The sequence below is a fragment of the Streptomyces sp. NPDC030296 genome (assembly GCF_055572815.1).
This window is the reverse complement of record NZ_JBVICQ010000021.1, coordinates 20,420-34,668: the sequence shown is the minus strand read 5'-3', so window position 1 is coordinate 34,668 and position 14,249 is coordinate 20,420. Positions and strand designations below refer to the sequence as shown.

Genomic DNA, 14,249 nt, shown 5'->3' with positions numbered 1-14,249 from the left:
AGGAGTCACGAGACCCCCCAATAGCGTGCAATGCTGAGATTCCACCCAAAAGCGGGCAGATGGAGCCTCCCCCGGACTCCTTGTCCTATTTTGGCATGAGGAGGTGCGTAAGAGGCAAGGCCCGCGTAAGTGCAATCCGTCACGCTTGACGACTGCTTGACACAAAAGCCCGGATCGGGGACCTACGTCCCATGATGACGCCCGAGCGGAACTTCGGTGCGTCAAGCCTGGGCCAAGGGTGGACAGTTCACCATGCTTCGGCGTCCATGGAAAGCCTTTTCCCATCCGCCCCACAAGTCACAAGTACGGGTGGGGTGTTGAGCTGGTTCAACCGGTTCCGCCCGGTACGGCTCACCGACCGGCCGTTCAGTTCGCGGAGCGCCGGTCCCGTACCGCCCGCCACCGCTCGACCAGCCGCCCGTACGCCTCACCGGCGGCCAGGCCGTCGCCGTTGCGCAGGGCCTCGATGCCCTCGGCGACATCCGCCGCGGAGTGGTCGCCGTCCAGCTCCTCCGCCGGCAGGACGTGCACGAGACCGCCGTAGTCCAGCTCCACGAGCGAGCGCGGGTGGAACTCCTCCAGCCAGCGGCCCACGTCGACCAGCCCGTCGATCAGCGGCCCCTCGTCGAGGGCCTCCCGCAGCGCCCTGAGCCCCCGCGCCACCCGCCGCCGGGCCTGCACCATGGGCGTGCGATAGCGAAGCACGGGTGAGTTCTCGGCCGAACCCTTCTCATAGGTGCGCTCCTCGTCCGAGACGAGGACGAACCAGTTCAGCGGCACGTGCCAGGTCGAGGTGCGGATCCACGGACGGGCGTCGGGGTTGCGGGCCATCCAGCGCTCGTAGTCCTGGCCGGCCTGCCGGCGCACCAGCGGTGGCAGCACCGCGTCCAGCAGCGGCGCGGGCAGCTCCTCGGCGAGATCACCCAGCGCCTGCCAGCCGCGCAGCCGGGTGCGCCAGGGGCAGACACAGACCACCCCGTCCACCTCGAGCACGAAGGCGTCACCGCTCTCGTGCACCGGCACCGGGATCGGCGGCGTGGGCAGCAGGTCGGCCAGCGAGCGCCGCAGCTCCTCCTGGTAGGAGGGGCGGTCGGCGCGACGGGCGTACCGGGTCCAGTGGGTGCGCTCCGGCTCCGGGAAGGCGGCCAGCGGCTCGTACACGCGCAGGTACGACGCGTACGGGACGATCACCGAGGACACCTTGGGCACGCCTGCTCCCTCCCCCGCCGACCACCGGGGAAACCTGCGGAACCCGCCCATCGGCGGGCCGGAAAACTGTGCGGATCACACCACTGCCCTACTCCAGGAGTGGGTGATCCTGAAGCTCCGCCGCTCCAGAGCGGCCGTGAGGCTCTAATCTCATGCTCACAGACCTCGCCACCCTCCCCCACAGCCAAAAGCACGGGGGGAGGACCCCCAGGGGACCTGTCACCAACCGCCGCTTCTTACCCAGGAGTCACCACAGTGACCGACGTATCTGACGGCGTCCTGCACACCCTGTTCCACTCGGACCAGGGCGGTCACGAGCAAGTCGTGCTCTGCCAGGACCGGGCCACTGGCCTCAAGGCCGTTATCGCCCTCCACTCCACCGCGCTGGGCCCCGCCCTCGGCGGCACCCGCTTCTACCCGTACGCCACCGAGGCCGAGGCCGTCGCCGACGCCCTGAACCTCGCGCGCGGGATGTCCTACAAGAACGCCATGGCCGGGCTCGACCACGGCGGCGGCAAGGCCGTGATCATCGGCGACCCCGACCGGATCAAGAGCGAGGAGCTGCTGCTCGCCTACGGGCGGTTCGTGGCCTCGCTCGGCGGCCGGTACGTCACCGCGTGCGACGTCGGCACCTATGTCGCCGACATGGACGTCGTGGCCCGCGAATGCCGCTGGACCACGGGCCGCTCCCCCGAGAACGGCGGCGCCGGCGACTCCTCCGTCCTCACCGCCTTCGGGGTCTACCAGGGCATGCGGGCCTCCGCCCAGCACCTGTGGGGCGACCCCACGCTGCGCGACCGCAAGGTCGGCGTCGCCGGCGTCGGCAAGGTCGGCCACCACCTCGTCGAGCATCTGGTGGCCGAGGGCGCCGAGGTCGTCGTCACGGATGTGCGCGAGGACGCCGTGCGCCGGATCCTCGACCGCCACCCCGAGGGCGTCACCGCCGTCGCCGACACCGAGGCGCTGATCCGCGTGGAGGGGCTCGACATCTACGCCCCGTGCGCGCTCGGCGGAGCGCTGAACGACGACTCCGTGCCCGTGCTCACCGCCAAGGTGGTGTGCGGCGCGGCCAACAACCAGCTCGCCCACCCCGGCGTCGAGAAGGACATCGCGGACCGCGGGATCCTCTACGCGCCGGACTACGTGGTGAACGCCGGCGGCGTCATCCAGGTCGCCGACGAACTCCACGGGTTCGACTTCGAGCGGTGCAAGGCGAAGGCGTCGAAGATCTTCGACACCACGCTGGCCATATTCGCACGTGCGAAGACGGATGGGATTCCGCCGGCTGCCGCGGCCGACCGGATCGCCGAGCAGCGGATGCAGGAGGCGGCCGCCGCCCGCGGACGCTGACGTTCCGCGGGCACGCCCGCGCGAGGGTCGCACGACAGGGCCCGGTACCCGCCGACGGCTTTAGAGAGAACTCTCACTTCCGTCGGCGGGTCGTCCGCGAAGAAACGGTTAAAATCGCGGTTGACCAGCGGGGAAAGGGCTCCTCGCAGGTTCTGGGCACAGGCACGTCCTGCGGGCGACGTACCGTATGGGCGCGGGCTCAGGTACCGTGGAAGCCCTACGGACCGGTCTCTCCATGGAGAGCCCGTTCTAGATCATGAACGCGTGTCAAGACTCTGGGGCCGTCGAGCCCCGTCACCGAGGGGGTCGAGCCATGGGGCGCGGCCGGGCCAAGGCCAAGCAGACGAAGGTCGCCCGCCAGCTGAAGTACAACAGCGGTGGGACTGACCTGTCGCGTCTGGCCAGCGAGCTGGGCGCATCGACTTCGAGCCAGCCTCCGAACGGCGAACCGTTCGAGGACGACGAGGACGACGACGACCCGTACGCGCGGTATGCGGAGTTGTACAACTCCGACGATGACGAGGATGAGGACGACGAGTCCGGTCCTGCGTCCCATCGCCGCGGGGCTTGACCGTCCAGCTGCGCTTCACCCGGTCCGAGCGGATTACGCCGGACCGGGTTTTGTGCGGTTGCGCTCCGCTTGAGGAGCCGGGCACCTAAAAGCTCGGGGGTCACTGTGCGTCGGCGGCTGCGGGTTTCGTCGTGCCTGGTCGCGCAGTTCCCCGCGCCCCTTCGGGCGGCTTCGCCGCCTTCGGGGGCGCGGTCGGCGTCAGCCTCGGGCGTAGTCGTTGATCAGTTCCGCGCCTGTCGTGTGAGCGGCTCGGTCGGTGATCTCGCCGGCCAGCCATGCCTCCACGCCTCGGTCCGCCAAGGTCGTCAGGGCCACGTTCGCCGACTCCTGGGGGACGATGGCGATCATGCCCACGCCCATGTTCAGGGTCTTCTCCAGCTCCAGGCGCTCGACCTGGCCGGTCCTGCCGACGAGGTCGAAGACGGGAGCCGGGGTCCAGGTGGAGCGGTCGACCGTGGCGTGCAGGTGGTCGGGGATGACGCGGGCCAGGTTGGCCGCGAGACCGCCTCCCGTGACATGGCTGAAGGCGTGGACCTCGGTGGTGCGGGTCAGGGCCAGGCAGTCCAGCGAGTAGATCTTGGTGGGCTCCAGGAGTTCCTCGCCGAGGGTCCGGTCGAACTCGGCGATCTGGGCGTCCAGGGAGAGCCCTGCCTGGTTCAGCAGGACGTGCCGGACGAGCGAGTACCCGTTCGAGTGAAGGCCGGAGGACGCCATGGCGATCACCGCGTCACCCTTACGGATGCGATCCGGGCCGAGCAGGTGCTCCGCCTCGACCACGCCCGTACCGGCGCCGGCGACGTCGAAGTCGTCCGGGCCGAGGAGGCCGGGGTGCTCGGCCGTCTCGCCGCCGACGAGGGCGCAGCCGGCGAGGACACAGCCCTCGGCGATGCCCTTGACGATGGCGGCGACCCGCTCGGGGTGGACCTTGCCGACGCAGATGTAGTCGGTCATGAACAGCGGTTCGGCGCCGCAGACCACGATGTCGTCCATGACCATCGCGACCAGGTCGTGGCCGATGGTGTCGTAGACGCCCAGCTGGCGGGCGATGTCCACCTTGGTGCCGACGCCGTCCGTGGCGGAGGCCAGCAGGGGGCGCTCGTAGCGCTTGAGGGCGGAGGCGTCGAAGAGGCCGGCGAAGCCGCCGAGGCCGCCGAGGACCTCGGGGCGCTGCGTCTTCTTGACCCATTCCTTCATGAGCTCGACGGCGCGGTCGCCCGCCTCGATGTCGACGCCCGCGGCGGCGTAGCTGGCGCCGCCCTCGGCGATGGGGGTCTCAGACATGGCTGATGAGAACCTTCGTGTCGTACTGCGGGTGAGCAGGGGGCGGCGGACTACGGGCGACGGATCGCGTCGGCCGCGGCCGTGGCGGCGGGCCCGGCGGCCAGCTCGGTCTCCAGGAGCTGCTTGCCGAGGAGCTCGGGGTCCGGCAGCTCCATCGGGTACTCGCCGTCGAAGCAGGCACGGCAGAGGTTCGGCTTGGCGATCGTGGTCGCCTCGATCATGCCGTCGATGGAGATGTACGCCAGGGAGTCGGCGCCCAGGGAGGTGCCGATCTCGTCGATCGTCATGCCGTTGGCGATGAGCTCGGCGCGGGTGGCGAAGTCGATGCCGAAGAAGCAGGGCCACTTCACGGGCGGGGAGGAGATCCGGATGTGGACCTCGGCCGCCCCGGCCTCGCGGAGCATCCGGACCAGTGCGCGCTGGGTGTTGCCGCGGACGATCGAGTCGTCGACGACCACCAGGCGCTTGCCCTTGATGACTTCCTTCAGCGGGTTCAGCTTCAGCCGGATGCCGAGCTGGCGGATCGTCTGGGAGGGCTGGATGAACGTACGTCCGACGTACGCGTTCTTCACCAGACCCGCACCGAACGGGATGCCCGAGGCCTCCGCGTAGCCGATGGCCGCCGGGGTGCCGGATTCCGGGGTCGCTATGACCAGGTCCGCCTCGACGGGGGCTTCCTTGGCCAGCTTTCGGCCCATCTCCACGCGGGAGAGGTACACGTTCCGGCCGGCGATGTCGGTGTCCGGGCGGGCCAGGTACACATACTCGAAGACACAGCCCTTGGGCTTCGCTTCCGCGAAGCGGGAACTGCGCAGTCCGTTCTCGTCGATGGCGATGAACTCGCCGGGCTCGATCTCGCGGACGTAGGAGGCGCCGCAGATGTCGAGGGCGGCGGACTCGGAGGCGACGACCCAGCCGCGCTCCAGCCGGCCGAGGACCAGCGGGCGGATGCCCTGCGGGTCGCGCGCGGCGTAGAGGGTGTGCTCGTCCATGAAGACGAGGGAGAAGGCGCCACGGACCTGCGGGAGGACCGCGTGGGCCCCCTCCTCGATCGTCAGCGGCTTGCCGTCCTCGTCGACCTGGGCCGCGAGGAGCGCGGTGAGCAGGTCGGTGTCGTTGGTCGCCGCGACACGCGGCGTACGGCCCTCCTGCTTGGGCAGGTCGGCGACCATCTCGGCGAGCTGGGCCGTGTTGACCAGGTTGCCGTTGTGGCCGAGGGCGATGGAGCCGTGCGCGGTGGCACGGAACGTGGGCTGGGCGTTCTCCCAGACGGAGGCGCCGGTGGTCGAGTAGCGGGCGTGACCGACCGCGATGTGACCTTGGAGGGAACCGAGCGAGGTCTCGTCGAAGACCTGGGACACGAGGCCCATGTCCTTGAAGACGAGGATCTGGGAGCCGTTGCTGACCGCGATACCCGCGGATTCCTGGCCCCGATGCTGGAGGGCGTAGAGCCCGAAGTACGTGAGCTTGGCGACCTCTTCGCCCGGGGCCCAGACACCGAAGACGCCACACGCGTCCTGGGGGCCTTTCTCGCCGGGGAGAAGGTCGTGGTTGAGTCGTCCGTCACCACGTGGCACGCCATCGAGTGTAGGCGAGATCGCGCACCGGTCCGAATCCGCTGATCTCGCCCACCGTCGGTCCCGACTGCGTGCCGCCACATGTCACTTGTCGGCGACGGCACCGACGCCCAGGCCGTTTTCCCTGGTCAGCGTGATGCTGTGGTGATCGATCCGATATTCCACCGTGCCCTTGAAGAGGCCGAGGAGGGTCCGCTCGGCGGCCATGAGTGAGTCGGAGCACATCTTGCGGGTGGTGCGCGCGTGGCCGAGGGTGATCTCGCCCTTGCTCACCGTCGCCTCCGCGGAGACCTCGTTGCAGCCGAGGCTGCCGCTGAGGGTGCCCTTCTTCTTGTCGAGGGTGAACCAGGCCTTGCCGTCGGCCTCCTCGGGGAGGGACTGGGCGACGTCGTGGTCCATGAGCGAGTCGACGCGCCACTTGGTGCCGTACAGCTCGGCGGGTTTCTCCTCGCTGAGCCGCACGGTGTCGCCGTCGGCCGTGGTGAGGGTGAGTCCGCCGTCGGCGGCCTTGGCCCGGAACGTCCCGGTGTCGAGGGTGCGGGAGAAGCGCTCCTCGAACTTCATCGGGGCGTCGCCGCAGGCCATCTCGGTGGACTGGGCGATCTCGAAGTCGACGGAGTCGTCCTTGAAGTCGGCGGTCGAGCCGAAGGTGTTGCAGCCGTAGTTGCCGTTGACCTCGCCGTTGTCGTCGATCTTCAGATAGGCGCCGGCGGGGGCTTTGGTGGTCTTCCCGTCCACGGTGAGGCTGTCGACCGTCCAGTGGACCCCGGTGACCGACTCCTTGGCGCCCGGTCCCACGGAGTCGCTGCCGGCGCCGGCACCGGACTCGGTGCCGCAGGCCGCGAGGAGCGGGAACAGGGTCAGGGCCGCGAGGGGCAGGGCGGTGCGGGTCAGTCGCTGCTTGTCCATGCCGGTGGGACGGGTGGGATGCGTGGGCGGTTCCACCTGGTTGTTCGCGGGCGGTTCAGGTCAGCAGGGGCAGCAGGGCGCTCAGGTCGGCCCGTTCGCCGCTGGCGCTGACCTTCGCCTCGTCGAGGGCGGTTGCCCACTCCAGGCGGCCGGTGGCCAGGCGGACCCAGGTCAGCGGGTCGGTCTCGACGACGTTCGGCGGGGTGCCGCGGGTGTGTCTCGGCCCCTCCACGCACTGCACGACGGCGTACGGCGGGATCCGCACCTCCGTGGAGCCGCCGGGGGCCCGTGCGGCGAGGGTGTCGGCGAGCAGCCGGACGCAGGTGGCGAGGGCCTGGCGGTCGAAGGGCAGGTCGAGGCCGGGGACGGCGGCGTTCAGGTCGTCGGTGTGGACGACGAGTTCGACGGTGCGGGTGACCAGGTAGTCGGCGAGCGACATGGCGCCGGCGCGGGTGTCGACGATCCGGTCGTGCGGGGTGGCGGCGAGCCGCTCGGTGATCCGGCGCTCTGTGTCGGCGTAGAGGGCGCCGAGGTCAGGGTGGGCCTCGGCCAGGGCGTGGCTGCCCTCGGCGATGGCGTCGGCGAACGGGGCGGTGGCCGCGCCGTAGTCGAGGGGCCCGAGCTCCGCCTTGGCCGGTTCGGGCCGGTCCAGGGCCCGGCTCACGCTCGCCACGGCCATGGTGAGGTGCGCGGCCAGATCCCGGACGGTCCACTCCCCGAGCCGGGTGGGCAGCGCGAGCTGCTCCGGGCCGAGCCCGGTCACGGCCTGTCGTACGGTCGCGAACTGGGCCAGCACGGCCTTGCGGGTCTTGGCGGGGTCGTAGGCGCGGGGGCGTTTCCTGGCCGGGGGCATGGTGGGGAGCCTATGCGGAGGGGTGGTCGGAGGGGGTGGGAACCCCTGCGGCCGAGACCGCGACGAGCGGGTGAAGGTGTTGCGGCGACGGCCGCCTCGGTCGGAGAACCAGATCCTCCGCGGCTGAAACCGGCCTCTGACAGCCCAGCACGAAGGCCCCGCCCGGACAGCCGGGCGGGGCCGAAGTGCCGTACGGCGGGGGACTTACGCCAGCAGTGCCGGGATCGTGCCCTCGTGCGCGGTGCGCAGCTCCTCCAGGGTGAGGGTGAACTCGCCCTGGATGTCGACGGTGTCGCCGTCGACGACGCCGATGCGGGTGACCGGGAGGCCCCGGGCGCCACACATGTCGTTGAAGCGGACCTCCTCCGAGCGGGGGACGGCCACGACGGCGCGGCCGGCCGACTCGGAGAGCAGGAAGGTGAAGGCGTCCAGACCGTCGGGGACGATCAGGCGGGCGCCCTTGCCGCCGAGCAGGGCCGACTCGACGACCGCCTGGATGAGGCCGCCGTCGGACAGGTCGTGCGCGGAGTCGATCATGCCGTCGCGGGAGGCGGAGATCAGGATCTCGGCCAGCAGGCGCTCACGCTCCAGGTCGACCTGCGGGGGCAGACCGCCGAGGTGGTCGTGGACGACCTGGGACCAGGCCGAGCCGCCGAACTCCTCACGGGTGTCGCCGAGGAGGTAGAGCAGCTGCCCCTCCTCCTGGAAGGCGACCGGCGTGCGGCGGGCCACGTCGTCGATGACGCCGAGGACGGCCACGACCGGGGTCGGGTGGATGGCGACCTCGCCCGTCTGGTTGTAGAGCGAGACGTTGCCGCCGGTCACCGGGGTGCCCAGCTGCTGGCAGGCGTCCGCCAGACCGCGGACGGCCTCCGCGAACTGCCACATGACCGCCGGGTCCTCGGGCGAGCCGAAGTTCAGGCAGTCGGAGACGGCGAGCGGCTTGGCACCGGTGGTGGCGACATTGCGGTACGCCTCCGCCAGGGCCAGCTGGGCGCCGTGGTACGGGTCCAGCTTCGCGTAGCGGCCGTTGCCGTCGGTGGCGATGGCGACGCCGAGGCCGCTCTCCTCGTCCACGCGGATCATCCCGGAGTCCTCGGGCTGGGCGAGGACCGTGTTGCCCTGCACGAAGTGGTCGTACTGGGAGGTGATCCAGGACTTGGAGGCCTGGTTCGGGGAGGCGACCAGCTTCAGGACCTGCTCGCGCAGCTCCTCGCTGGTCTCCGGCCGGGGCAGCTTGTTGGCGTCGTCCGCCTGGAGCGCGTCCTGCCAGTCCGGGCGGGCGTAGGGGCGCTCGTAGACCGGGCCGTCGTGCGCGACGGTGCGCGGGTCGACGTCGACGATCTTGCCGCCGTGCCAGAAGATCTCCAGGCGGTCGCCGTCGGTCACCTCACCGATGACGGTGGCGATGACGTCCCACTTGTCGCAGATCTCCAGGAAGCGGTCGACCTTGTCGGGCTCGACGACCGCGCACATCCGTTCCTGCGACTCGCTCATCAGGATCTCCTCGGGGGAGAGCGTCGAGTCGCGCAGGGGGACGTCGTCGAGGGTGACCCGCATGCCGCCGGAGCCGTTCGACGCCAGCTCGCTCGTCGCGCAGGACAGGCCCGCCGCGCCGAGGTCCTGGATGCCGACGACCAGCTTCTCCTTGAACGCCTCCAGGGTGCACTCGATGAGGAGCTTCTCCTGGAAGGGGTCGCCGACCTGGACGGCCGGGCGCTTGGACGGCTTGGCGTCGTCGAAGGTCTCGGAGGCGAGGATGGAGGCGCCGCCGATGCCGTCGCCGCCGGTGCGGGCCCCGTAGAGGATGACCTTGTTGCCGGCGCCGGAGGCCTTCGCGAGGTGGATGTCCTCGTGCCGCATGACGCCGATGGCACCGGCGTTGACCAGCGGGTTGCCCTGGTAGCAGGCGTCGAAGACGACCTCGCCGCCGATGTTCGGCAGGCCCAGGCAGTTGCCGTAGCCGCCGATGCCGGCGACGACGCCGGGCAGGACGCGCTTGGTGTCCGGATGGTCCGCGGCGCCGAAGCGCAGGGGGTCCACGACGGCGACCGGGCGGGCGCCCATCGCGATGATGTCGCGCACGATGCCGCCGACGCCCGTGGCCGCGCCCTGGTAGGGCTCGACGTAGGAGGGGTGGTTGTGCGACTCGACCTTGAAGGTGACCGCGTAGCCCTGGCCGACGTCGACGACGCCGGCGTTCTCACCGATGCCGACGAGCAGGGCGTCCGACTGGGGCGCCTTCTCGCCGAACTGGCGCAGGTGCACCTTCGACGACTTGTACGAGCAGTGCTCGGACCACATGACGGAGTACATGGCCAGCTCCGCGCCGGTGGGGCGGCGGCCGAGGATCTCGACGACCCTCTCGTACTCGTCCTTCTTCAGGCCCAGTTCGGCCCAGGGCAGCTCGACGTCGGGGGTCGCGGCCGCGTGCTCGACCGTGTCCAGAGGCGTCCGGCTCATGCGTTGACCAGCTTCTTGAGGATCGAGGTGAAGAAGGGGAGGCCGTCGGTGCGGCCGGTGCCGATGAGCGGCTCCACGGCGTGCTCCGGGTGCGGCATCAGGCCCACGACGTTGCCGGCCTCGTTGGTGACGCCGGCGATGTCCCGCTGGGAGCCGTTGGGGTTGAAGTCGAGGTAGCGGAACGCGACCCGGCCCTCGGCCTCCAGCTTGTCGAGGGTGTACTCGTCGGCGACGTACTGCCCGTCGTTGTTCTTCAACGGGATGTGGATCTCCTGGCCGGCCGTGTAGTCGGTGGTCCAGGAGGTCTCGGCGTTCTCCACCCGCAGCTTCTGGTCGCGGCAGATGAAGTGCAGGTGGTCGTTGCGCAGCATCGTGCCGGGCAGGAGGTGGGCCTCGGTCAGGATCTGGAAGCCGTTGCAGATGCCGAGGACCGGCAGACCGGCCTTCGCCTGCTCGATGAGCGTCTCCATCACCGGCGAGAAGCGCGCGATGGCTCCGGCGCGCAGATAGTCGCCGTAGGAGAAACCGCCGCACAGCACCACGGCGTCGACCTGGTGGAGGTCCTTGTCCTTGTGCCACAGGGCGACGGGCTCGGCGCCCGCCAGCCGGATCGCGCGCTGGGTGTCGCGGTCGTCGAGGCTGCCGGGAAAAGTGACGACGCCAATACGTGCGGTCACTTTCCTGCCTCCACGACTTCCTCCACCTTCACGGTGAAGTCTTCGATCACGGTGTTGGCGAGGAAGGATTCCGCCAGTTCATGGATGCGGGCGAGCGCGGCGTCGTCCACCGGTCCGTCCACTTCCAGTTCGAATCGCTTTCCCTGACGTACGTCGGAGACGCCCTCGAAACCGAGGCGCGGCAGCGCGCGCTGCACCGCCTGGCCCTGGGGGTCGAGGATCTCCGGCTTGAGCATGACGTCGACTACGACGCGTGCCACTGGCACTCCCGGTGTGTGGTGCTGAGCAGGTCCCTTCAGACTACCCGCACAAAATTTCTACGCGAGTAGATTCGTAGGAATCTACAGACATTACCGGTGATGGCGGTCACGATCCGGTATCGGGTGATCCGCTTCGTGAAAACTTCCGGGAAAGATCCCCCGATCCTATTGCGCGACGGACACGCCAGCGGATTAAGTCTGTCTTCACAATGCAATGCGGGGCCCTGTACAAATGAATTGGCAATAGCCGATACTTTGCCCAATTAACCGCCGGACAGACGACATCACCGGGACGTAAGGGCACGTCAACGGAGAGATGTCACACGAAGGGACCGATATTCGTGGCGCAGCGTGTCGTGGTCACTCTCTCCGACGACATCGACGGCTCGGAAGCGGCGGAGACGATCGCCTTCGGACTCGACGGCAAGTCGTACGAGATCGACCTCAACGAGGCCAACGCCGAGAAACTGCGTGAGGCGCTCGCGCCCTACGTGGAGGCCGGGCGGAAGCGGTCGAGGTCGGGCAAGGCCTACAAGCAGACCCAGGTGGCCCCGGACCCCGCGGCCGTCCGCGCCTGGGCCATGGCCAACAAGCTGGACGTGCCGGCCCGCGGCCGGATCCCCAAGAAGGTCTACGAGGCGTTCGCCGACGCCCAGTGAGCCGGGGCGGGTGAGGCCGCCCGGGTGAGCCGCGTCGAGTGAGGCCCGGCGGGTGTGCCGTCTCGGGCACCCTGCCGAGGCCGGCCCTCAGTGTCCGTCAGCGGACCCTGGGGGCGGCGGACTTGGCCCCCGGCGGGAACCGACTTGCGTTGCACCCCTGCGGATCAGCTAGAGTCTGGAGCACGCCGAGGGGCAAGGCCGAAAGGCCCGGCTCACCGGAGTCACGCGGGTGTAGTTCAGTAGCAGAACATCCCCCTTCCAGGGGGAAGGCGCAGTGTGCAATTCCTGTCACCCGCTCTGATCACTTACCAACCATCCTTCTGGATCAGGTAATGTGGTCTGCGCGCCGATCGGTGGGAGCCGGTCGGAGGCAATGCGGACGTAGCTCAGTTGGTAGAGCGCAACCTTGCCAAGGTTGAGGTCGCGAGTTCGAGCCTCGTCGTCCGCTCTTGAATCAAGACCCCGGTCCACTGGACCGGGGTCTTCTGCGTTCCCGGATCTTCCGCGTTCCCGGATCACCGGGGTTCCGGCTCATCCCGGTTTCCCGATCTTCCCCTGACATTTGTCATGCCGACCGATGACAGCGCGCACTGCTCCACGGCCCCCACCACCGGGACGCTGGAAGCATGAAAACGAACGGGCACGAGGACGTGATCGAGGTCACCGACCTGCGGCGCGTGTACGGGGGCGGTTTCGAAGCCGTACGGGGAATCACCTTCTCCGTACGCCGGGGCGAACTCTTCGCCCTCCTGGGCACCAACGGCGCCGGCAAGACCTCCACGGTCGAACTGCTGGAAGGCCTCGCCCCGGCGTCCGGCGGACGCGTGCGGATCCTCGGCCACGACCCCTACACCGAGCGCGCGGCCGTCCGGCCCCGCATCGGCGTCATGCTCCAGGAGGGCGGCTTCCCCTCCGAGCTGACCGTCACGGAGACGGTCAGGATGTGGGCGGGCTGCACCACCGGCGCCCGGCCCGTCGGGGAGGCCCTGGAGATCGTCGGACTCGGGCGCCGCGCCGGCGTACGGGTCAAGCAGCTGTCCGGTGGCGAGAAGCGGCGCCTGGACCTCGCCCTCGCGCTCCTCGGCCGCCCCGAGGTGCTCTTCCTCGACGAGCCGACCACCGGCCTCGACGCCGAGGGCCGCCAGGACACCTGGGCGCTCGTCCGCGACCTGCGCGACCAGGGCACGACCGTGCTCCTCACCACGCACTACCTGGAGGAGGCGGAAGGGCTCGCCGACCGGCTCGCCATCCTCCACGAGGGAAGCGTCGCCGCGACCGGCACCCCGGCCGAGGTGACCGCCTCCCAGCCGTCCCGGATCTCCTTCGAACTGCCCGACGGCTACTTCCTCGGCGACCTGCCGCCCCTCGGCGAGCTGGGCGTCACCGGGCACGACGTCGAAGGGCGCGCGGTGGTGCTGCGCACCAAGGAACTCCAGCGGGCCGCCACCGGAGTGCTGCTCTGGGCGGAGCGGGCCCGGGTCGAACTCCGGCGGCTCGAAGTGCGGCCGGCCTCACTGGAGGAGGCGTTCCTGCGGATCGCGCGGGAGACGGCGGTCCGTACCGGCACGGGGGCCGCTGCGCACGACAAGGCGCTGACGGGCACGAAGGCCCGCAAGGACGGGGTGAGCGCATGAGCACCATGACCGACAGCGGCACCGGAACCGGCACCGGCAGGACGACTCTCAAGGGCCGGATGACCGCGCTCGCCCGCGCCGAGCTGACCCTGCTCGGGCGCAGCCGGGCCACGCTGGTCACCGCGGTGCTGGTGCCTCTGCTGCTGCCGCTCAGCGTGCGGTCGGCGACCGACCAGATGGACCTGGACGAGGTGGGGCTCAGCGTCGGCACGGTCATGCTGCCCGCCGCCGTCGGCTTCTCCCTGCTGTTCGCGGTGTACGCCGCCCTCACCAACATCTACGTCGTCCGCCGCGAGGAGCTGGTGCTCAAGCGGCTGCGGACCGGGGAGCTGCGGGACCCGGAGATCCTGGTCGGGGCCGCGCTGCCGGCCGTCGGCATCGCGGCCGCGCAGTGCGTGCTCCTCGCCGTCGGCTGCACCGTCCTGCTGGACCTCGGGGCGCCGCCCGCGCCGCACCTCGCCGTGCTGGGTGTGCTGTTGGGGATCGTGCTGTGCGTGGCGCTGGCCGCGGTGACGGCGAGCTTCAGCCGTACCGCCGAGAGCGCGCAGGTGACCAGCCTGCCGGTGATGTTCGTCTCGCTGCTCGGCTCCGGGGTCACCGTCCCGCTCGAAGTGCTGCCCGACCGGGTGGCGTCCGTCTGCGAACTGCTGCCGCTCTCCCCGGTCATCACGCTGGTGCGCGGCGGCTGGACCGGCGACCTCACCGCGTACGAGGCGCTGGGGGCCGTCGCCACCGCGCTGGCCTGGACCGTGCTCGCGGTGTTTGCTGTACGGCGGTGGTTCCGCTGGGAACCGCGCCGATGAGGG

At 70.0% G+C, this 14,249-nt stretch carries 13 protein-coding genes and 2 tRNA genes; 7 read left to right on the top strand and 8 right to left on the bottom strand.

The annotated features are described in order from the left end of the window. Nucleotides 1–366 precede the first annotated feature (366 nt). Entirely contained in the window at nt 367–1,209 is an 843-nt protein-coding gene (locus tag ACZ4Z3_RS38350; RefSeq protein ID WP_468505391.1) for a DUF8083 family protein, read from the bottom strand. 255 nt (nt 1,210–1,464) lie between these two features. Here ACZ4Z3_RS38350 and ACZ4Z3_RS38345 point away from each other — a divergent pair, with 255 nt between their 5' ends. After that, nucleotides 1,465–2,559, top strand: a complete 1,095-nt coding sequence (locus ACZ4Z3_RS38345) for a Leu/Phe/Val dehydrogenase (RefSeq protein WP_468505390.1) — start codon at nt 1,465–1,467, stop codon at nt 2,557–2,559. Nucleotides 2,560–2,872: 313 nt separating this feature from the next. Beyond that, a complete protein-coding gene (locus ACZ4Z3_RS38340) occupies nt 2,873–3,130 on the top strand; it encodes a DUF3073 domain-containing protein (protein ID WP_055536678.1) in 258 nt (85 codons plus the stop codon). A 198-nt stretch (nt 3,131–3,328) separates the two neighbouring features. On the opposite strand, the gene purM is transcribed toward ACZ4Z3_RS38340, so the two are convergent. The 7 genes from purM to purS form a co-directional block, all read right to left on the bottom strand. Next, nucleotides 3,329–4,411, bottom strand: a complete 1,083-nt coding sequence (gene purM, locus ACZ4Z3_RS38335; RefSeq protein WP_359701492.1) for a phosphoribosylformylglycinamidine cyclo-ligase — start codon at nt 4,409–4,411, stop codon at nt 3,329–3,331. A 50-nt stretch (nt 4,412–4,461) separates the two neighbouring features. Beyond that, the gene (gene purF, locus ACZ4Z3_RS38330) at nt 4,462–5,988 is read right to left on the bottom strand and encodes an amidophosphoribosyltransferase (RefSeq protein WP_055536680.1); all 1,527 of its coding nucleotides are present in this window, start codon (nt 5,986–5,988) and stop codon (nt 4,462–4,464) included. Nucleotides 5,989–6,072: 84 nt separating this feature from the next. Beyond that, entirely contained in the window at nt 6,073–6,897 is an 825-nt protein-coding gene (locus ACZ4Z3_RS38325) for an META domain-containing protein (RefSeq protein ID WP_468505389.1), read from the bottom strand. Between the two features lie 55 nt (nt 6,898–6,952). Beyond that, nucleotides 6,953–7,750 carry a maleylpyruvate isomerase family mycothiol-dependent enzyme gene (locus ACZ4Z3_RS38320; protein ID WP_468505388.1) on the bottom strand — a complete coding sequence of 266 codons (798 nt, stop codon included), beginning with the start codon at nt 7,748–7,750 and terminating at the stop codon, nt 6,953–6,955. Between the two features lie 204 nt (nt 7,751–7,954). Beyond that, on the bottom strand, nt 7,955–10,213 hold the full coding sequence (purL, locus tag ACZ4Z3_RS38315; RefSeq protein ID WP_466802241.1) for a phosphoribosylformylglycinamidine synthase subunit PurL: 2,259 nt from the start codon (nt 10,211–10,213) through the stop codon (nt 7,955–7,957). After that, the gene (gene purQ / locus ACZ4Z3_RS38310) at nt 10,210–10,890 is read right to left on the bottom strand and encodes a phosphoribosylformylglycinamidine synthase subunit PurQ (protein ID WP_055539135.1); all 681 of its coding nucleotides are present in this window, start codon (nt 10,888–10,890) and stop codon (nt 10,210–10,212) included. The genes purL and purQ overlap by 4 nt, the downstream gene beginning before the upstream one ends. Continuing rightward, nucleotides 10,887–11,150, bottom strand: a complete 264-nt coding sequence (gene purS / locus ACZ4Z3_RS38305; RefSeq protein WP_055514060.1) for a phosphoribosylformylglycinamidine synthase subunit PurS — start codon at nt 11,148–11,150, stop codon at nt 10,887–10,889. The genes purQ and purS overlap by 4 nt, the downstream gene beginning before the upstream one ends. Before the next feature lie 341 nt (nt 11,151–11,491). Here purS and ACZ4Z3_RS38300 point away from each other — a divergent pair, with 341 nt between their 5' ends. From ACZ4Z3_RS38300 to ACZ4Z3_RS38280, 5 genes are all read left to right on the top strand, one after another. Then, nucleotides 11,492–11,809: a histone-like nucleoid-structuring protein Lsr2 gene (locus ACZ4Z3_RS38300; RefSeq protein ID WP_159769651.1), complete on the top strand. Its 318-nt coding sequence runs from the start codon at nt 11,492–11,494 to the stop codon at nt 11,807–11,809. Between the two features lie 225 nt (nt 11,810–12,034). After that, nucleotides 12,035–12,106 (top strand) — tRNA-Gly (locus tag ACZ4Z3_RS38295). A gap of 78 nt (nt 12,107–12,184) precedes the next feature. Next, a tRNA-Gly gene (locus ACZ4Z3_RS38290) sits at nt 12,185–12,257 on the top strand. A gap of 178 nt (nt 12,258–12,435) precedes the next feature. Next, the gene (locus ACZ4Z3_RS38285) at nt 12,436–13,443 is read left to right on the top strand and encodes an ABC transporter ATP-binding protein (protein WP_468505387.1); all 1,008 of its coding nucleotides are present in this window, start codon (nt 12,436–12,438) and stop codon (nt 13,441–13,443) included. Then, nucleotides 13,440–14,246 carry an ABC transporter permease gene (locus ACZ4Z3_RS38280; RefSeq protein ID WP_468505386.1) on the top strand — a complete coding sequence of 269 codons (807 nt, stop codon included), beginning with the start codon at nt 13,440–13,442 and terminating at the stop codon, nt 14,244–14,246. The genes ACZ4Z3_RS38285 and ACZ4Z3_RS38280 overlap by 4 nt, the downstream gene beginning before the upstream one ends. The last annotated feature ends 3 nt before the right edge of the window (nt 14,247–14,249 follow it).